This is a genomic window from Pedobacter sp. BS3 (assembly GCF_008274585.1).
Classification (GTDB): domain Bacteria; phylum Bacteroidota; class Bacteroidia; order Sphingobacteriales; family Sphingobacteriaceae; genus Hufsiella_A.
Map to the genome: position 1 here is coordinate 1,274,849 of NZ_VTRT01000001.1, position 21,275 is coordinate 1,296,123.

The 21,275-nt window shown below is 43.8% G+C and carries 13 protein-coding genes; 7 read left to right on the forward strand and 6 right to left on the reverse strand.

The annotated features are described in order from the left end of the window. Window positions 1–28: 28 nt before the first annotated feature. The 3 genes from FW774_RS05360 to FW774_RS05370 are packed head-to-tail and all read left to right on the forward strand — an operon-like array spanning window position 29 to window position 5,825. Window positions 29–3,154, forward strand: a complete 3,126-nt coding sequence (locus FW774_RS05360) for a SusC/RagA family TonB-linked outer membrane protein (protein WP_149347086.1) — start codon at window positions 29–31, stop codon at window positions 3,152–3,154. 12 nt (window positions 3,155–3,166) lie between these two features. Beyond that, window positions 3,167–4,822 carry a RagB/SusD family nutrient uptake outer membrane protein gene (locus FW774_RS05365; RefSeq protein WP_149347087.1) on the forward strand — a complete coding sequence of 552 codons (1,656 nt, stop codon included), beginning with the start codon at window positions 3,167–3,169 and terminating at the stop codon, window positions 4,820–4,822. A gap of 10 nt (window positions 4,823–4,832) precedes the next feature. Next, entirely contained in the window at window positions 4,833–5,825 is a 993-nt protein-coding gene (locus FW774_RS05370) for an alpha/beta hydrolase (protein WP_149347088.1), read from the forward strand. 50 nt (window positions 5,826–5,875) lie between these two features. Here FW774_RS05370 and araA read toward each other — a convergent pair whose 3' ends face one another. The 6 genes from araA to FW774_RS05400 form a co-directional block, all read right to left on the reverse strand. Then, window positions 5,876–7,366, reverse strand: a complete 1,491-nt coding sequence (gene araA / locus FW774_RS05375; protein WP_149347089.1) for an L-arabinose isomerase — start codon at window positions 7,364–7,366, stop codon at window positions 5,876–5,878. A 27-nt stretch (window positions 7,367–7,393) separates the two neighbouring features. Further along, complete coding sequence (locus tag FW774_RS05380; protein ID WP_149347090.1) at window positions 7,394–8,092, reverse strand: L-ribulose-5-phosphate 4-epimerase; 699 nt, start codon at window positions 8,090–8,092, stop codon at window positions 7,394–7,396. Beyond that, complete coding sequence (locus FW774_RS05385; RefSeq protein ID WP_149347091.1) at window positions 8,089–9,765, reverse strand: ribulokinase; 1,677 nt, start codon at window positions 9,763–9,765, stop codon at window positions 8,089–8,091. The genes FW774_RS05380 and FW774_RS05385 overlap by 4 nt, the downstream gene beginning before the upstream one ends. Before the next feature lie 80 nt (window positions 9,766–9,845). Continuing rightward, window positions 9,846–10,553, reverse strand: coding sequence for an NUDIX hydrolase (locus tag FW774_RS05390; protein ID WP_149347092.1), 708 nt, complete (start codon window positions 10,551–10,553; stop codon window positions 9,846–9,848). 252 nt (window positions 10,554–10,805) lie between these two features. Next, window positions 10,806–12,353 (reverse strand): sulfatase family protein, encoded by a 1,548-nt coding sequence (locus FW774_RS05395; protein WP_410522726.1) that lies wholly within the window; start codon window positions 12,351–12,353, stop codon window positions 10,806–10,808. Between the two features lie 173 nt (window positions 12,354–12,526). Next, window positions 12,527–14,629: a sulfatase-like hydrolase/transferase gene (locus FW774_RS05400; RefSeq protein WP_149347094.1), complete on the reverse strand. Its 2,103-nt coding sequence runs from the start codon at window positions 14,627–14,629 to the stop codon at window positions 12,527–12,529. A gap of 263 nt (window positions 14,630–14,892) precedes the next feature. On the opposite strand from FW774_RS05400, the gene FW774_RS05405 reads away from it, so the two are divergent. From FW774_RS05405 to FW774_RS05420, 4 genes are all read left to right on the forward strand, one after another. Continuing rightward, a complete protein-coding gene (locus tag FW774_RS05405; protein WP_149347095.1) occupies window positions 14,893–16,491 on the forward strand; it encodes a sulfatase in 1,599 nt (532 codons plus the stop codon). A gap of 10 nt (window positions 16,492–16,501) precedes the next feature. Further along, window positions 16,502–18,280 (forward strand): beta-galactosidase, encoded by a 1,779-nt coding sequence (locus tag FW774_RS05410; RefSeq protein WP_149347096.1) that lies wholly within the window; start codon window positions 16,502–16,504, stop codon window positions 18,278–18,280. A 10-nt stretch (window positions 18,281–18,290) separates the two neighbouring features. Next, on the forward strand, window positions 18,291–20,183 hold the full coding sequence (locus FW774_RS05415; protein ID WP_149347097.1) for an alpha-galactosidase: 1,893 nt from the start codon (window positions 18,291–18,293) through the stop codon (window positions 20,181–20,183). Between the two features lie 186 nt (window positions 20,184–20,369). Further along, window positions 20,370–21,218, forward strand: a complete 849-nt coding sequence (locus FW774_RS05420) for an AraC family transcriptional regulator (protein ID WP_149347098.1) — start codon at window positions 20,370–20,372, stop codon at window positions 21,216–21,218. The last annotated feature ends 57 nt before the right edge of the window (window positions 21,219–21,275 follow it).

Sequence of the window (21,275 nt, forward strand, 5' to 3'; positions counted from 1 at the left end):
ATAAAAGATAATATAAAATATAGCTGAGATGAAGTTATTTGACCTGTATCGAAAATTGCATATTAAACAAATGCTCATTATGATGTTGTTCCCGGCAATGGTATATGCGCAGCAAAATAGTATTTCGGGCACTGTTATTGATGCCAGCAGTGGGGATCGGCTCCCTGGTGTAACCGTTAAGGTAAAAGGTGCGGCAACGGGCGTTTCAACTGATAAAAATGGCAGGTTCAGCATAAATTTACCAGCCGGGCAGGCCGCCTTAGTATTTTCATTTATTGGTTATCAAACAAAAACGGTCAATGTTACGGCAGGCGGGGCAGAGCTTACCGTAAAGTTAAACACAAGCACCACCTCGTTAGATGAAGTAGTAGTTATTGGTTATGGTACGCAGAAAAAATCAGACTTAACCGGAGCCATTTCCAGTGTGAGTACTGAGGATTTGAACCGGAACCGGAGCACAGATATTCTGGGTGCGCTGAATGGAAAAGCTGCCGGGGTGCAAATATTTTCGCAATCCGGAGAGTTGGGTTCAGGATACGATATACGCATAAGAGGAGCCAGCTCGATTAATAGTTTAACAACACCCTTATATGTAATAGATGGTATTCCCTTCGATAGTTACAGCGATGAGGTTGCCGGGTCAACACAGGTGGGCTCTACTGCCCCCAACCCTCTTGCCAATATTAATCCTCAGGATATTGAATCTATAGAAATTTTAAAAGATGCTTCCGCTACGGCTATTTATGGTTCGCGGGGAGCAAATGGCGTTGTGCTGATCACTACAAAATCGGGAAAACCGGGAAAACTTACAGTAACCTATGATGGTAACCTCAGGGTTAATTCTATTACCAAACGCTTAAGTGTACTGAGCGCCCAGGAATTTTTAGATTACCGTATTATCAGGGGCGGGGCAGATGATGAAGTAGCCCTGAAAATGGACCCCAATCAGGATGGCATATTGGATATACCCGGTCACAACTGGCAGCAGGAAGTATATCATACATCCATTTCAAACAGTCATACCGCTACGGTAAACGGCGGCTCAAAAGACACGCGTTTTTCGGGCAGCTTAGGATATCTTGACGACCAGGGGATTATTATCACCAACGAGAATAAACGATATAATGCCCGGTTAAGGCTGGATCAAAATCTTGGGAACAAAGTAAAAGCAGGTATCAATATTAACTTCTCCAATAATGTAATCAGAGGCGCCACAAACAGCGGCGGGGCCTGGCAGGGTGTAACCCGTACAGCGCTTTTTTCAAGACCGGTTGAAGTGAGCGGCCCCGGCGACGCATCAGACGGATTTGATACGTACATATCGCCAGTTAATAATATTACCTCGGCCCAGTTAACTTCCAATACAAGCCGTACTATCGGAAACGCCTATCTGGATTTTAAAATCACCAAAGAACTATCGTTTAATATAACCGCGGGTGGAAACCTTTCTAATTCAAAGGGTAAGGAATTCTACCCGGTAAATACAACCGGCGGGGCTAAAACCAACGGTTCAGCAACCATACAAAATATTAACAGCCTGAACTGGACAAACACCAATCAGCTTACCTACAAAAAACAATGGGGTAAAAACACGCTGAATGTAACCGGGGTTTTTGAAGTCTCCTCTTACCGGTTTGATAAAAGCCTGGTTTCAGCGCAAAATTTTCCGTTTCCGGCTAACGGGGTAGATAATATTGGTTCTGCCGTTACCATTTCAGAAAACTCCAGTTATAAATTTATTAACAACAGGTATTCTTTTTTAGCACGGGCTTTTTATAACTTACAGGATAAGTACTTATTTACAGCAAGCATTCGCGATGATGCCTCAGATAAATTTGGCGCTAACCATAAACACGGCTATTTCCCAAGCGGCGCTTTCGCATGGCGGTTAATTAATGAGGGTTTCATGAAAAATCAGCATACTTTCAGCGATATGAAACTGCGGGTAAGCTATGGCGTTACCGGTAACGATAAGATAAGTCCGTACAATTACCTGGCTTTGCTGGAAGGTGCTTATTATGGCGGAAGCAATGGCAGTAACAATATTGGCCTGGCTCCGGCTAATCCGGGAAATCCCGATCTGCAGTGGGAGCAAAATGTTGAGTTTGATGCCGGTATAGACATTGGCATGTTTAAGGGCCGCGTTAATATCACGGCAGATTATTATAGCAAAAAGGTAAATAAACAGCTTATCAATACGCCGCTTGCAACCCAGGGAGGTTACTATTCGCAATTTAAAAACCTAGGCCGTATTGATAACCGGGGTTTTGAATTAGCGGTAAGTACAAAAAATATTAAAAAAAAGAATTTCACCTGGAATACCAGCCTGAACCTGAGTTTTGACAGAAGCGAAGTTAAAAATCTGGGCGGCGCCAACATGATACCGGTAACGTTTGGCGGAGACATTTCTTTACTGGGAGCCGTAATTGTAGGGCAACCATTTGGAACAGGGTATGGCTATATTAAAGATGGCGTATATCAATTAAGTGATTTTGATTACGATGGAACCACCTATACCCTTAAAGCAGGAGTACCGGAATATAGCGGAGGTACGGTGCAACCGGGCAGTTATAAATTCAGGGATATCAGCGGCCCTGACGGAATACCGGACGGTATTGTAGATTCTTACGACCAAACGGTGATATCCAACAGTTCACCCAAATTAACAGGTGGAATAAACAACGTGTTTAGCTATAAGAACTTTGATTTTTCTTTCTTCTTACAGGGAGTTCAGGGCAGAGATGTGCTCAATATCATCAAACTGGATTTAACTGGATATAAGCCCAACCGGAACCTGGGAACTGATTTTTTCTATAACCGGTGGACACCGGATAATCCAACCGATACATACGGAACATGGAGCGATGCCAACGCTACGGCAAATACCAATAATACGTTTTATGTTGAAGACGCTTCCTATCTGCGCCTAAAAAACATCACCCTGGCGTATAATCTTCCGAAACGGTTATTACAGCATACAAAAACATTTTCGGGGTTACGGATATATATCGCAGGCAATGACCTAGTAACCTGGACAAAATATTCAGGATATGATCCGGAGGTTTCTCACAGGAACCAGCTCTTATCAGGGGTAGATCAACTGGTATATCCCCGGACAAAAAATATCATGTTAGGAATTACTGCAAACTTTTAAAACCATCAAGTCATGATTAAGCCTATTCATATATACTCAGCGATATTTATCTTCATACTGGCAAACAGCGGTTGTAAAAAATTTATCGATACGGCACCCTATTCAACCGTATCTACAGAGCAGTTTTATAAAACGGCGGCTGACGCCGAGCTGGCACTTGCAGGATGTTATAACGTACTAAATGCCAAACAGATACAAGGCACTAACTTAGGTACGCAGGGCGGTTTATACTTTATGCAGTTGCAAAACATGCTTACAGCCGGTACAGACGAGGCTTTTGCCCGGGTTACCAGCGCAACTAACGAAACACAGTTAGGACAACTTTCGTGGGATGCGAATACAACTTACTTCAGACAGGTTTGGTTCTATTTTTATGCCGGTATCCAGCGGTGCAACCTGTTGTTGGATCATCTCGAAAATATACCCGATATCAGCGAAGCCCGCAAAACAGAAATCAAGGGAGAAGCCAGGTTTTTACGCGGGTTCTACTTATTATATCTTGGAATGATGTTTGGCGGGGTACCCATAAACACCACCTCTACCCCCGATTTACAAGCGCCGCGGGCTTCTGTACAGCAGGTATTCTCCCAGGTAATTGAAGACCTTCAATACGCGTATGATGTGTTACCACCCAAAGCTTCAATATATGACAGGGCAAACAAATGGTCGGCAGCCGGTTTTTTGGCAAAAGCCTACGCGTTTATGGGCAGTTGTAAACAAAATAATGTAAATAAGAACCTGGATTTTCCGTTAAATGATTTTGACTGGGTTGATATTAACGACAGCTATACCAAAGTTAAGGAGCTAACCGATAGTATTGTTACTTATAGCGGGTATAAACTAACTGAGAATTACAGTTATTTATTCAGGGAAACTACCCAAAGTTCGCAAGATGAAGAATGTTTATTTATGGCAGTAGGTAGTACAGACCCGGTTAATGGTAACGGTGTTAATATGCAAAACGGTTTTGTACCGCAGGGGGCAAACGCTACGCTGGGAGGCGGCCTGGCCCGACTTGTGCCTTTGGGCGAATTGTTTTATAAATACCATAATAAAGACCCTCGCCGAGGCAATAATCTTACCCAGAAACTGAACGCCAGTAACCCAATGGAGGTTGCAGGGGGTGCCCAGTATTATGTTCCTACCGCGGTTACAGCCAACAGTATTAAAAACAATTTCTTTTACTACGGTGGTAAATTCAGGATGATAGATCCCGCAACCAAAACCGTTACCTTATATTTATGGACAGGTAACTATCCGATTTTACGACTGGCAGAAATTTATTTGTTGCGTGCAGAAGCCACTTACATGTTAACCAACGATGCTGCCACGGCAAGAGCCGATTTATATACTGTACGTCAGCGATCTATTGCACCAGCAGATATGAACACGGTAAATACTGCCTATGCAAAGTCTGATTTTATTGAAGAATTACTGGATGAACGAAGCCGGGAGCTTTGTTTTGAGGCTGTCAGGCGTTTTGATTTGGTACGTTTTGGCAGATACCAAAGTACAATAAATGCGCTAAGCACAGATAACAGCTTATCAAAGAATAACACGGAAGCATCGATTCTAAAGCAGAATTTTGCTCCCAAACATATCTGGTTTCCCATTCCGGAACCCGAAAGAATATTAAATCCATCATTGATTCAAAATCCTAAATACTAATACCCTGATCATGAAGTATACCATGAAAAATATAGCCTGTTATACCGGATGTTTGTTGTTCTTCCTGCTCTCCTCATTCAATACAATCACAAGCCAAGACAGCAGACAAACAGGCAATAATTATGCTTTCGATGTTGAATACGGTAAGAACGTAAATTATCAGGGTGATAACGAAAAATTGCTGATGGATATATACTGGCCCAAAACCGGTAAAAAGCAATATCCGCTGGTAGTACTGATACATGGAGGTAGTTTTGTCGGCGGAGACAAAAAGGGCTTTAGACCATCGTTAGCACAATTGGCAGATTCGGGTTTTGTAGCGGTTTCTATAAACTATCGCTTAGGCTGGAACAGGCCCAAAGTTACAGACGGTTGTAACGCCGATCTTTCTGACTTGCCTAACGCGGTTTACAGAGCTTTTCAGGATGGACACGCCGCTTTACGCTTTCTGGTACATCATGCGGCTCAATATCATATCGATCCAGACTGGATATTTGTTGGCGGAGCTAGTGCCGGTGGTATAATTGCCTTAAATTTAACCTATATGGATCAAAAACATGCCGATACTGAATTCGCTCCTCAGATTAAGAAGTTTGGAAAGCTTAATAATGCATCCAATGATTTAAAGGATGTTTATAAAATTAAAGGTGTTTGTAACATGTGGGGTGGACTATCTGATTCAACCATGATTACAGCATCTAACGCGGTGCCTTCTATTTTGTTCCATGGTACAAAAGATATGGTTGTTCCCTATGATCATGGTACCTGGCGAAGCATGTGTCCTGATACATTTCCTGTATTATATGGGTCCGCATGCATATACAGGCAGTTGAGAACATATCATCAGCCTGCCATTTTAGATCTCATTATTAACGGCAAGCATGGCCCTGTAGAGTTGTCTAAAGAAAATATCATGAGCAATACTGCCTGTTTCTTTCATCGTGTAATACGGGGTAATGCTCATAGCGGCAGTTACACCGGAGTACATACCGGGTGTATGTAATGATATTTATAACCGTTTCCGGCTTTATTACCCTGCAATAAGCCGGAAACTTATTTATATGCCATATCACTCCAGCGTAGTTCCCTTTTAAGCTGATTTAAATTGGTATTTCGGTCAATCAATACACATTCAATATCTGCGATATCTGCAAAATCGTTTAGATGTTCAGATGTGAGGTTTTGGCTGAAACAGGTATGATGCGCACCACCGGCCAGGATCCAGGCGGCACAGCCGGTCTTCATATCAGGATAAGGCTTCCACAGTACACGGGCCACAGGGAGTTTCGGCAGTTCATCTACAGGTTCTACCGCTTCTACCTCATTAACCAGCAGCCGGAAGCGATTGCCCATATCTACCAGCGAAGCATTTAAGGCAGGCCCTGCCGCAACATTGAATACCAATCTTACGGGATCGGCTTTGCCACCAATATCCAGGGGATGTACTTCCAACGAAGGCTTACCCTTAGCAATAGAGGCATCTACTTCCAGCATGTGCGACCCAAGCACCATGGCGTTTGCCGGATCAAAATGATAGGTATAATCCTCCATAAAGGCATTTCCGCCGGGTAAGCCACTGCCCATTACCTTCATAGCCCTTACCAGGGCAGCCGTTTTCCAGTCGCCTTCTCCGGCAAAACCATATCCCCGGGCCATTAAACGTTGTACGGCGATACCGGGGAGCTGCACCATACCGTGCAGATCCTCAAATGTATCGCTAAAGCCCTTATAATTACCTTCACGGAGGAAGTTTCGTAAGCCTATCTCTATTCTGGCCGCTTCCCGTAATGAGTTACGCAATTTTCCATCTTTATATAATGATGGGGCAAGCGTATAGCTATCTTCATACTCAGCGATCAGCTCATTGATCTCCCGGTCATTTACCCGGTTGATTACGGCTGCCAGATCGCCAATACCATGAGTGTTTACAGAAAATCCGAATGTTATTTCGGCCTCAACCTTATCACCATCCGTTACGGCAACATAGCGCATGTTATCGCCAAAACGCACAAACCTGGCGCCCTGCCAGTCGTGCCAGCCTGCCGCTGCACGGCTCCATGCGTTGATCTGTTCCAAAACTGCAATATCCTGCCAATGCCCCACAACTATCTTACGGTTCATGCGTAACCGCGAAACCATAAACCCAAATTCACGGTCGCCATGAGCGCTCTGGTTGAGATTCATGAAATCCATATCAATAGATTGCCAGGGAATGTCGCGGTTAAACTGGGTGTGCAGGTGAAGCAAGGGTTTTTGCAGGGCAAGCAGGCCGCGTATCCACATTTTGGCCGGTGAGAAGGTGTGCATCCAGGTAATAATGCCAATGCAGCTTGCTTCGGTATTGGCCTGCTGAATGATTCCGTAAATTTCTTCGGATGTTTTTACAACCGGCTTAAAAACAATGCTTACCGGGATTTGCTTTGCATGGTGCAAAGCCTGGGCAATCTGCTGCGAGTGTGCTGCTACCTGCTTAAGGCTTTCTTCACCATAAAGATGCTGGCTTCCGGTGATAAACCAAACTTCTAATTGTTTAAGATCAATCATTTACTAATATTCTACTGGTTATCCTGGTTACTGGCCATAGTATGAGCCCGGCCCATGTTTACGTTCATAATGTTTTTTAACCAGGGTATGTTTCAACCGGGTAACCGAGGGATTTATTTGCTCGGTTAGCCAGGCCATTTTTGCAATGTTTTCGAGCACTGCGCTGTTGTACAATGCCTGCTCAACAGTTTTCCCCCAGGTAAATGGTGCATGATTGCCAACTAATATCATTTCTGTTTCTTCATAGCTAAGCCCCCTGTCTTTCAGGCAATCCATGATCTGGAAGCCCGTCTGATATTCGTAATCCCCTTTTATCCGCTCATCAGACATGGGTGCGGCACAAGGGATATCGTTTGTATTATGGTCGGCATGGGTGGTTCCGAAAATAGGGATATCCCGCTGTGATTGCGCCCAGGCCGTGGCATACGTAGAATGGGTATGCACTATACCGGTAATGTTCGCCCAATGTTTATACAGTACAGCGTGGGTCTTTGTGTCTGAGGAAGGCCGGAGCGTCCCTTCCACAACATTCCCCTCAAAATCAACAATGACCATGTTACCGGGCGATAGCTTATCATAAGGAATACCACTCGGCTTAATGGCGAATACGCCCAGGTTATGGTCGGCTGCACTCACATTACCAAATGTAAAGATCACCAAACCGAGTTCCGGCAACTGCATGTTAGCCTTGTATGCCTGTTCCCTGATGTGTTTATATCGGCTCATGACACTGTTGTTTGTGATTCAATAAAATTTCCCAATAGGTTATATTGCTGATACCGCCTGGCATAAACAGGTGCTTTACTGCTATCGGGGTAATAGGTTATTTCAAAACCGTTGCCCATTGCCTGCATGGCGTCTTCTACTTTAGGATAAATACCTGCAACGGTAGCAGCAAACATGGCGGCTCCCAGGGCACAGGTATGCTCTGACCGATGGATACGGATGGGCATATTGATCACATCAGCCAGCATTTGCATGATAAAAGGCGATTTACGGGCCACTCCGCCCAAACCGATCAGCCCTTTTACCGGGATGCCTTGATCATGGAACCGGTCGACTATTTTTTTTGCACCAAAGCAGGTTGCTTCTACCAGGGCCCTGAATATCGCGGGAGCCTGGCTGCCTAAGTTTAATCCGCAGATAGCTCCTTTTAAAAGCTGGTTGGCATCCGGCGTACGCCGCCCGTTAAACCAGTCCAGGGCTAACTCTGCATGCTCCGTTACCGGTATCTTTTCGGCCTCTTTACTTAGCTCGGTAAGAATACGTGCACTTATTTCTTCGCTTAGCTGCCGTGACGTATCTGCAGTATACAGGTTATTTTGCAGCAGCTTTTCTACCGGCCATGCCAGTATTTTCTTAAACCAGGCATACGTATCGCCAAAGGCCGATTGCCCGGCCTCCATACCCATCATACCGGGAATAATGGAGCCATTAACCTGTCCGCAAATGCCTTTAACCAGTTTATTTTCAACTTCGTTGAGCGGAGCTACCAGCATATCACATGTCGATGTGCCCATCACCTTACTTAAATGATACGGCTCTATCTGACCGCCAACAGCTCCCATGTGCGCATCAAAGGCGCCAATGCCAACCTGTACATCCGTATGCAGTCCCAGCCTTGCCGCCCATTCGGAGCTTAATTTGCCTGCTGCCTGGTTTGCAGTATATACGTGGCTAAAAAGCCGTGACCTGAATCCTTTTAGCAAAGGATCCAGTGAGCTAAAGAATTCCTCAGGCGGTAATCCGCCAAATTGCTCTGCCCATAAAGCCTTGTGCCCGGCTGCACAAACGCTGCGTTTTATCCGGGAAGCATGGTTGCCGCCGGTCAATAAAAATGGGATCCAGTCGCAATGCTCTACCCACGAGTAGCAGACTTTTCTTACCTGCTCATCTGTCCGTAAAATGTGCAGTAGTTTTGCCCAAAACCATTCGGAAGAGTAAATGCCGCCTGCAAACCGGAGGTAATGGGTATTGAACCGGCCTGCATGTTCGTTTATTTCTGCCGCTTCTTTTACCGAGGTGTGATCTTTCCACAGCACAAACATCGCATTGGGATTTTCCTTAAATGCATCAAGTAATGCCAGTGGCATTCCTGATTCATTAACTGCAACCGGAGTCGACCCCGTAGTAGCTACGGACAAAGCCCGAACGTTGTTAGCAATATCTTCTCCGGCCCGGGCAATACATTGCCTGACCGTATGTTCAAGGCTTTCAATATAATCCAGGGGATGCTGCCGGAACCGGTTTGCAGAAGGATCGCAATACAAACCTTGTTTCCAGCGGGGATAGTAACATACCGAAGCTGTTATTTCGTGCCCGTTGCCTGCATCAACGAGTATGGAACGGACAGAATCTGTACCATAATCTACACCAATAACATAATTTTTTATCTTCATTTTTTTAGTGTTAAATAAACACTTATTTTTTATAAAACAAAAATTCCAACACTAATAATTTGTTGAATGGTAACCGGTTGTTAATTCAACAGATTATCAGGATTGGGTATAAAATTCAAAAATGCCTGGAATTTCTTTTTGTATTGTTTCTTATCTAATTTAAAGTAAAAGGCGCCCTTTTTTGAGCCTGCCTTATCTTTTTCCTGTTGTTTTACCAGCAAGCCGGTCGACATGAGTTTACGGCTGAAATTGCGCTTGTCTAATACGGTATCATAAATTCCCTGATACAAATTCTGTAGCTGGGGAACCGTAAATTTTCCGGGCAGCAGCTCAAACAGAATAGGGTGTATCGCCGCTTTATAACGTAATTTCTTTCGGGCCATTTTAATCATATCGGTATGGTCAAAAATGAGCGGAGGTATATTATTTAGCGTAAACCATTCCGCATGATACTGATCGCTGATCTGCTTTTCATATTTATGAATATCTATCAATGCAAAATAAGCTATACTGATCGTTCTTTCCTGCGGGTCTCTACCGGGATGACCAAATGCCTGTATCTGCTCCATATAAACTCCTTCAAGGCCGGTTAGCTCTTTAAGTACGCGGGTTGCTGCTTCGTCGGGACTTTCATCGGGCTGAACGAATCCTCCCATTAAGCTCCATTTATTTTTTTCCGGTTCAAATCCCCGTTGTATAAGCAGAATCTTTAAATCCTGTCCATCAAATCCAAAAATAATACAGTCTACTGCTACCAGTAACCGGGTTTGCCCTGAATATCGTGTCATTAGCGGTTTATTCTGAAAACAGCTAAATTAGAAATTAACTTGCTTTTTTTATTATTTCTCAGGGATAAAACATAATCGGTTACTAAAAAATCTAAGAGCCTGTTTAAATTTCATATAAAGATCTCACAGGCTTTAATTAATGGACGGTGAAGACACCGTTCATGGCTTCCTGCTGGTGTCCCCACCGGCAGCTTCATAACTTAAATTTTCATTTTTAAACAGTACTCTAAATAACTTTCCTTTCTAAAAAGGTTACTTTTTATATCCAGGCCGGCTTCCTCCTTTTTTAATGGTTTCTAATTCTGATTTGAGCTTGTTCATGATATCCGCATGGGTTTTACTCAGATTTTTGTCTTCGTGAATATCTGTCTTCAGATCGTATAACTGCTGCTCATGGGTAAGCCCGGTGGGGATATCTTTATTTTTCAGCCAATCGGGAGCAGGCTTGCTTACCGGATCGATGTATTTCCAGCTATTATCTCTTAAAGCCAATGTGAACGCTTCTTCAAGCATAACCTGCCGTCCTTTTTCTGAAGTTCCTAACCATGCCGGCAAACAGTCAAAGCTATCCGGAGCTTCGTTAGGGTTTAGATCCTGGTTTACCAGCGCCGCAAGCGAAGCATACAGATCAACCTGGCTTACCAGCGCATTGCTTATCCCCGGCTTAACCTTACCCGGCCAGTACACAATGGTGGGCATACGCGTACCGCCTTCGTATGCACTGTACTTGCCGCCCTTATATGGGCCGGAAGGACTATGATCGCCAACCAGCTGCGCTGCATGGTCGTCATACCCATCGTCTAATACGGGGCCGTTATCGCTGGTAAAGATTACAAGCGTATTATCCTGTAAACCTAATTTTTTAAGCGTGTTCAGGGTCTCACCGGTCAGCCAATCCATCTGGGCTATCACATCGCCGCGGGAGCCCATTGTGCTTTTACCAACAAATTTTGCGTTGGGGGCACGGGGCACGTGTATGTCTGTAAACGAGAAATATAAAAAGAACGGCTTGTCTTTATTTTCATTGAGAAAGTCTTTCACTTTTCCCAGTAATACATTCGGGATCTCTTCGTCTTTCCACAATGCTGATTTCCCTCCCGACATGTAGCCTATCCGGCTGATACCGTTGATGATGGTATTGCTATGCTGTAGGTCTCCTTTGAATTTTAATTCTTCGGGATGTTCCAGACCAGTGGGCATATTGCCTATTTTATGATCATAGTTAACCTTGATAGGATCTTTGGGATCTAAATTCACCACTTTATGATTTTCTACAAATACGGTTGGCACCCGGTCTAATGTGGCCGGAACCAGGAAAGAATAATCGAATCCTACCTCTAACGGGCCGGGCTTAAGCTCTCCGTTCCAATCGGGATTGCCATTGCCTAAGCCCAGATGCCATTTACCGATAACTGCTGTTGTATAGCCGGCTTTTTGCAGCATGGCGGGCAGGGTTGGCGTACCGGGCCTGATCAGCAGCGGAGCATCGCCGGGTAAAATGGCAGCATCGTTTCTAAATGCATAGCTGCCGGTAAGCAGGGCAAACCGCGATGGAGTGCAGGTAGATGCAGAAGCGTGCGCATCTGTAAATCTGAGACCCTGCTTAGCCATTGAGTCTACATTGGGCGTTTTTACACCTTTTGCTCCATAGCAGCCTACATCGCCATAACCCAGATCATCCACATAGATGATGACGATATTGGGCTTTGAGCTTTTAGCTGTTGATGATGATTGCTGCTGGCAAGAATAAAGTAACAGGCTGCAGCCAAAGGTTAAAATAATGATTTTGAGTTTGTCCATCATAATTTGGTGTGAAGTTTTAAGATAATCAGGCGTACTTCGATTTACGATTTACGATTTATGATTTATGATTTACGATATTGTTCATACTACACCTGTTACTTGTTTATAATTATTAATAACCGGGCTGGCGTGTTCCGACCCTTTTTACTTTTCACTTTTCACTTTTTACTCTACTTAGCCTGCCTGTAAAATGCCGTAACGGGAATAACTTCTTTCGTTCCTGACGGAGTTTTCCATTCTAATTTTAGCTGGGACGGGTTAGCTGATGTGCCATAGTAATACAACCTGAACGGATGCAGGCCTGCCTGTAATTTTAAGGTGCTTTCCTTAATTTCTCCCGGTTTATAGCCATAATCGGCATCTATTACTGTTGCTTCGTGCAAACGTAAATATGCTTTGCCCGGAGCGCTTAAATAAAAGGTATAATCGCCATTTTCAGGTACTTTTATAAAGCCCTGAAACATGCCTATATTTCCACCCGACGGCTTTAAGACTGCCAGATCAGGCTTGGTGCTTTTACCGCTGCCTACGGTTTTTAGCATAGTTACATCGGGCAGCCAGGGATAATTGCCATTATACACCTGCCAGGTAATACCTTTCTCTGCCCTGGCAGCCTGAACAGCCGGAATGAATGCATTATCATACGGTCTTGTGGCAGACGTATCTATGCGCCTTACCTGCAACACTTTTTCTTTCATGGCTTTTTGCAAACCGGCCATATTGCCGTTTGCAGCCAGGTTATGTAGCTGGTGCGTATCTTTTTGAATATCAAATATCTGGAAGTCGTCGTCTGCGGATTGTATGTTATACCGCAATCCCAGCAGGTTATCCATACGTATCATCTGCATTTGTTTACGCGGCTGGTTACGATGCTGAGGGGCAAATTCAGGATAATCCGGTGTTTTTCCCGGCTGAAAGTATTCTACATAGATCAGGCCCTTTCGTTGCTCCCCTTTACCGGTGAGTGCGGGAAGTATCGATACCCCGTCTGTATTTACCGGAGCCGGTAAGCCGGCTGCGTCTGTAAATGTTGGCAGCCAGTCGTACGATATACTTGGATTATTGACCACCGTATGATCTGGAATGTGCTGAGGCCAGCGAACTATTACCGGCATGCGTTCTCCTCCTTCAAGCGCATCGCGTTTTATGCCGTCAAAGGGGCCAAAGCTCTCAAAAAAGTTCGGTTTAAAAGGCACATGAGGCTTAGGCAGATAGGCTTCATTTGAGGGGCCGTTGTCTGAGCTGAACACTACAAGGGTATTATCGTCTATTTTTAAGTCGGCTAACAGTTTAAACAGATCACCGATGCAATCATCTATTCTGCGTACACTGGTGGCATAACGTTTATAAGTATCGGGCCAGGGAATTTCGGGTGTATCGTGGTTTTTATCGTTATCGTACGTTGCATTTGCATAATCGGGATGTGTCCAGCTATCAATAGTGCCTGTTGCTGTATTGATCATCCGGCCTGATTTTCCTACCCATTGCACTCCGCCCTGTGCACCGCCTCCTGCCGGATAAGGGCCTGTTGGCAATTCCAATACCGCGTGAGGCGTATCATACGCCAGGTACATAAAAAAGGGCTGCCGGGCTTTACTTTTCTCATGCTCAATGATCCATTTCTTAGCTGCCGCTGTCCATAGATCGGCCGTATAACATTTGTCTAAATCTTTACTTACTTCTTTACGGTTTTCCCAAACTTCTTTTGCGCCATCGTATAGCCCTTCTTTCGGGTAGTGCTCGTGTCCGTCTTTATGGCGCATATAACCGTAGAAGTAGTCAAACCCACGGTTTAAAGGATGGGCAGGCCATTGGGCGCCATCGGCAGACCATCTGCGATCGCCCTGTAAGCCCCATTTACCAATGGCGGCAGTGGCGTAGCCGGCTTTTTGCAAAACGTTTCCTACGGTGTAATTATCGGCTATATCTTTATCAAACTGGTTATCTCTAACGCGGGCATGTCCCTGGCTTAGGCCGGTCAGGATAGATGAGCGGGAAGGAGCGCAAACAGGGGCGGCAGCATAGGCGTTCATTAGCATGGCTCCCTGGGCAGCCATCTTATCAAGATTGGGAGTAGACATCCAGGGTTTGCTGTGATCATTTGCTTTTGATCGTTGATTCTGGAAGAAGACACCTACATCGCCATAGCCCAGATCATCTGTTAGTATAAAAATAATATTAGGTTTACCTGTACTAACCTGTTTTGCCGGCTGGCTTTTAACCGTTTGACTTGCCAATAGCAAAATAATAACCAAGCATCTGATAAATTTCATGTCTGACTATAATTAAGTATACAATTGATTTCGGAATCTAAGATAGAGAGTAATAACAGGTATTGTATATCAATAATTATCTTTTTTCTATAAAAATCGGCTTTTTTTAAATGTAATAAGATTAACAGTAGCTTACAGGCAGGTATAACTGAACTAAATATTGCTGCTTTAGGATAAAATTTGCAAAGATTGTATAAGGTAAACTTTACAATTTGCACGTGTTATGTCATAATGTTTCTTAATGAAGTATAGCTTATTATAAAATGATACATACCAACCGAAAACTTTTAGCAGGACGCTGGCTGCTTATATTACTACTGACAGTAAGTATATCCGCATCTGCTTCTGCGCCCCCCAAATACAACGTATTGTTTATCGCGGTAGACGATATGAATGACTGGATATCGCCGTTAAAAGGCTTAACCGGGGTTAAAACACCAAATTTCGACCGGTTAGCTAACATGTCAATGCTGTTTACTAATGCGCATTGTGCTTCACCGGCTTGCGCCCCTTCAAGGCTTTCGGTCATGACGGGAGTGCATCCTGCCCGTTCGGGCGTAATGAATAATATTGGCTACGATGGCCCTCAATGGCGTAAAAATCCTGTTTTAGCGAATGTGTTAACGATTGAGCAATTCTTTAAAAAGGCGGGTTATCATACCCTGGCCGGAGGCAAAATTTATCACTCTTTAGCTCCGCCCTGGACGCTGCTTAACCAGGCAGACCCTGACGGATGGGATTTCTGGTTCCCCAACATTCATGTACCTATACCCTACCAGGTCAGGGCGCCGGACAGGCTTGCTTTTCCGCCGGGAATGAAGGGAGCACGCCCCAATAAATATTTTACGTGGGCGCCGCTGCCACAGGAAGATGTAAAAATGGCCGATTACCAGACGGTTGACTGGGCCCGGTATGAGCTGATGCAAAAGCAGGAAAAACCGCTATTCCTGGCAGTTGGTCTTTTCAAGCCGCACATGCCCTGGGAAGTGCCTCAAAAGTATTTTGACATGTATCCTTTATCATCCATCCCCGATCTGAAAATAAAAGAGAATGACCTGGATGATGCCTTTGATCACGGTCGCAGGCTTTGGCATAAGTTTGTGCTTGAAAACAACCAGTGGAAAAACGTTATGCAGGCTTATATGGCGGCGTTAAGCTTTGCAGATGCACAGTTAGGTCGCTTGCTGGACGGTCTTCAAAAATCTCCTTTAAAGGATAATACCATTGTGGTGCTATGGTCTGATCATGGAATGCACATGGGCGAAAAAGAGAACTGGGAGAAATTTACCCTATGGGAGCGCTCAACGCATGTGCCTTTATTCTTTATGGCGCCGGGCCTGACCAAACCCGGCACAACCTGTAATGTTCCTGTTAGCCTGCTGGATATTTATCCCACATTGTGCGAGCTTATTGGAGAAACACCACCGCCCAACTGCGACGGACAAAGCCTTCTTCCGCTTTTAAAGGGAGAGCATGCGGCGCACAAATATCCGGTTACCGCTTATAAGTTTTCTATAGGTTCTAATGTGGCTTATTATCCGATAGATACGGGGGCGGCTTTCGCGATACGGACAGAACGGTACCGGTATATTTATTATCCGGTTATTGGTTTGGAAGAATTGTATGACCACCAGACAGATGATGCTGAGTGGGACAATATCGCTTATAAAGCGTCCTCAAAAAAGATAATTGCAAAACTTCGTGCATACATGCTTGAACAGGTTCCGTCGTTAAAATGGACAGGTAAGATACCTGAAGGGTATCACGTTTTAACCGATGGTAGTATTAAAAAAACGGATTTTATAACACTGGATAAGCTGCAATATCCCGGAAAACCCCGGGCAAAGGAGTCTGGTGATTAAACACAATACAATGAAACAATTTATAAAAGCACTTGCTATAAAGCTATTACTTCTGGTAGTATTAAGCTGTTCGGCTCAGGATAATAAGTTTCCGGAAGGCGTGTTTGGAGTGTGGGGTCACGGCCCCGGGATCTCAAAACCCATTCTGGGGGAGCTTCCCTTTATCAGGGGATGGAATTTCACTTTTGCCTGGAAAGATCTGGAACCAGAAAAGGGTAAATTTAACTGGAGCCTGTTTGATAAGCAGGTGAATTTTGCCGCCGAAAATAACCTTTACATCGGGTTTATGATATGGGTGGGGCAGAATAGTCCGGAATGGATCTATACTACCGATGGCGTTCCTAAAGTAGAAGTAAATGATAAAGTTCATAACTTTCCATATTTCCCGTATTATTTCTCTGATGCTTACAAAGCCGGTTACCATCATTTATTAGCCAGCGTATTTGAGCATATTAAAACACTTCCTGCCCGTACCCGTAATAAAATGCTTTTCTGGATGAGCGCCGAAGGTTCAACCGGCGATGAAGGCCCCTATAAGGGCACATTAAAGAATAGCAGCTACAACATCAGCATGAAAGACTGGTTTGAGTTTAAAAAAGGCGTTTGGAGCTATATGTATGAGGAAGGAAAAAAGCTAACGCCTCAGTTAAATATACTGATCAATCAGGCTAATAACGGCATGTACCTGGACTGGCTGCTTGAAAACACGCCAACCTGCTGGTTCAAAGCCGGATCGTTAGCCCATACGTATTCATTTAATCGTGAAAACGATTATTATAACCGGTTAAAGCGTGTGGTCAGGCCAGATAATAACGGCTATGCTAACCGGTTCAGAAGTGAATCGGAAGAAGTGCAGCTGATGGGCTGGTTCAAACAATCGCCGCAGCAAAACACCTTCAATATTATGGCTTCTTCGCTGGCTATTGGTTTAGATATGATCAATGTGCGCAAAAATGCCGTCCGGTCTGCTGAGGGCGATTACCCGTTTTTGTTTTTTAACCGTTACGCCGGCCAGCGTAATCCTGCGGAGGCTACCGGGGCTTTCTGTGTGTTACGGGATGTGTTGGATGTTACTGATGTGAAACGGTTTCCCGAAAGTGAATATGGCCCTATCATTGCGGCGCAATCTGCTGCTCCCGAAAAAGGCGTGCGGCTATTAAAAGATGTAAACCCTGTTCGTATACAGAATATCCTGAAAAAATTCCAGGCAAGCGGTGCGCAGAGCGGCCCTTCGCCGGAGCTTGAGGCCAGGCTGTACAGCAACGATTCCATTCTACCCGCTAAATTGCGTAAAGATAATGTGCGGCCCGATCTGCAGGATAAGTACAATAATGATATGGGCATTGGTTTGCTGCCTGATAACTATAATCGTTTTTTAGTGCAATATAACCCTAACGGTACCAGCAAAGGAAGATGGCGTGTAGGGCCTAAGGATCAGCCCTATGGCAGATATGCACGTAGTTTTGACCACAAGGCCGGTATGAATGAAATGTGGTTTAAGCTGGATGATAATTTTTATGCGGATAATTCCGCCGCACATAAGATCAAATTTACCGTTGCCTATTTTGATAAAGGCAACGGTAGCTGGTCATTGAATTACGCAACGGCAAAAGGAAAAACAGAAAAGTATAAAATAACCTGTAAAAATTCCGGCCGTTGGGTGGTAAAAGACATCGTATTAGACGACGCGGTGACCAGTAAAAAGCTGGAGCATGGAACAGACTTTTCGCTGAAATACCTGTCGGGAGACGATACCATATTCAGCCTGGTAGAATTAACAAGACTTTAATAAATTATCTATGAGCAATCATCCTGATTCAAACAGAAACTCAATCCATAACAGGTGCTTTTTTACATTGCTTACGGTGGTACTGCTTGCTGCGTCTCATTGTGCTTTGGCCCAGCAAAGCACCCTGCAGGTTAATGTGCAAACAGCTAACGGTGGTAACATCAGCACGCATATCAATAAAACAGGAGATTCCCGGCAGGAGATATACACCATTGAATTAAAAAACCCGGATAAGCAATCGCGGAATTTAACGGGCATCCATGTTACATTGCGTCCCAACCCTCTTATCCCCGACGGTACAACCTACGTAATTGGCGCCGATGAAATGCTGAGAAACGAGGGTAATGCCGTGCTTACCCAAACCGGCAAGTCTACCAGGAATAATGATAATAATATGTACCTGATGTTTAAAAACAGCGATACGGATTATATGCTGGTTGGCGTGCTATCGTGGCGTACTTTTTTATGCCAGATATTTTCTGATAACGGTATGGTACATATTAATGGCGATGGAGATAATAAGGAGCTAAAGGCAGGGGAGAAGGTAGCTTTTGAAAAGATAGTTTGCATGCATGATGCTTCATGGCAGAATTTGCTTGACCGCTATGCGGATCTGATCGTTAAGGAAAATAAAGTACCTGTACCGCCAGATGTACACTGGAAAGGATGGGCCACCTGGGATTTTTATGTTCAGCATTTTTTGCCTGGCGATGTAACCCGCAATACCCAAATAATACAGGATATGCATGTAGACGTCAATATAATACAGATTGACGGCGGCTGGTGGAAACAGCGTGGCGATTATTTTGATGTACGGGATAATATACCCGGGGGCATTAAAGCTATGGTTGAGCAGATACATAAGGCTGGATATAAGGCAGGATTGCATTTTGACGGTTATCGCGTATCAAAAGGAGCGCATATTGTTAAAGCGCATCCTGAATATTTTTTGCATACGGCCAATGGCGATTTGCTCGAAAAAGGCATGGACCCGGTTACTAAAGATCCGTTGGTATATTGGGATTACTCACACCCGGGAGCCCAAAGCTACATCACCCGGGTAATGAAAAATGCCAGGGAGAACTGGAAGGTTGATTACTTTAAAATAGACTTTATGCGTAATGGGTTGGTAGCAAAAGGCAAAAGCTATTTGCCGGTTACCAATGTAGAACGATACAGAATGGGTATTATGGCCATGAAAAAAGGAATATCCGATGCTTATTTCCTGGCATGCAGTCCGAATTTCGGAGTAAATATCGGGCTGATCCCGGCCTCAAGGACAGGGCCGGATATTCAACCGGATTATGAATCTGTAAAGGTACGGGCGCAGCATAACTCAGGCAGCTACTATTTCAGTAAGAAAATATACCAGTGCGATCCGGATTACCTGGTATTGCGTTCAAAAGCTGAAAGTAATGAACGGGATGGCAAAAGGGCATCGTTAACTTATGAGCAGGCAGCTATGTGGGCAAACTTTGTAGCTATTTATGGTAATGTACGTCTTGAAAGCGATGAGCTTAGCCTGTTAGCGGATAATAAAAAAGAGCTGATCAAACAGACATTCAATATGCCATTTTTTGATAAAACCGTTCCCATGGATTTTTGGGATCATTATACATCGGCCTCAGATGCGCCTAACTTTTATCTTGCAAAAAGCACCGACGGTGAGATCTGTATCGGCTTATTTAACTGGAGTGCTGATAACGCAGCGTTTAAGATAACAGGCTTTACATCTGATGGAGTATTAACAGCATATAACGGTAATAATGCTATTAAAATAACAAACGGTGTATTAAGCTGTCATTTAAAAGGTATAAGCTCTGTTCTGTTAAAATACACCGGCAACGAAACATTCGATCGGCTACGAAAAGAGCTGGTACTGCAAAAAACGTATGTAAAATAACTTCCCGTTTTGTTTCAGTAAACCTTGATACCAGTGTTTCATCTAATATGAGTTAAATTCAGTTAACCGCTACTGTTCAATTAAATAAACCAGCATATAATAAAAACAAATATTAAACAGGCGGAGAAATATTTATTTTAACATCAGAGGTTCCATTTAATCATTTAATAACATAAAAATAGATAGATGAAATTAGTACTAAAAAAGTTGTCGTTACCTATTAATGCTTCGTTTTCAATATGGAAAGATAAGCAGCCCTGTACAGATGAAATTCCGCATTTTCACCCTGAATATGAATTTATCCATGTGTTGAAAGGGCACGGTATGCTATTGGTGGCAGATAAAATTTATCCCTTCTCTGAAGGTGACCTGGCTTTTTTAGGATCAAACCTGCCTCATTTATGGCGTACCGATCCCTATTATAAACATAACGATGTTGAGGTATTGTTTACGCATTTTTCCGAGGATTTTTTAGGGAAGGATTTTTTTTACAGGCCGGCAATGGCTCATATCCTGCAATTACTTCGTAAGGCCGAGAAAGGTCTTGCCATTAAGGGGAAAACAAAAAAGCTGTTATCCGATAAATTCAGCGTTATGATAAAGGCACAGCCATTTTCCAGGATATTGTTTTTACTTGATGTGCTGCATTCCCTGGCCTTATCAACCGAGCTGGAAGAATTATCTGACAAAAGCCATAGCTCAACACATATAGATACTATTTTGATGGACAAAATTTATACCTACCTGAGCCATCACTTTAAAGATGACATTAATTTAGATGAAATTGCAGAGGTAGCACATTTAAGCACTTCCGCGTTTTGTAAATATTTTAAAAAACATACTCAGAAAACATTTTCCGAGTTTTTGAATGAAGTGAAGATCCGGCATGCCTGTAAGCTGCTTATTGAAACCGATTATTCCGTATCCCAGGTATGCTATGAATCAGGATTTAAGTCCTTAACCAATTTTAACCGGCAATTTAAAACCATTACCCAGCTAACTCCTCATGGGTATCGCAGGCAGCATTTAGAATAGTGCAGATGATCTGCGAATGATGATCTTGAGGTTACGAATAATGAAAACTTCCGGAGT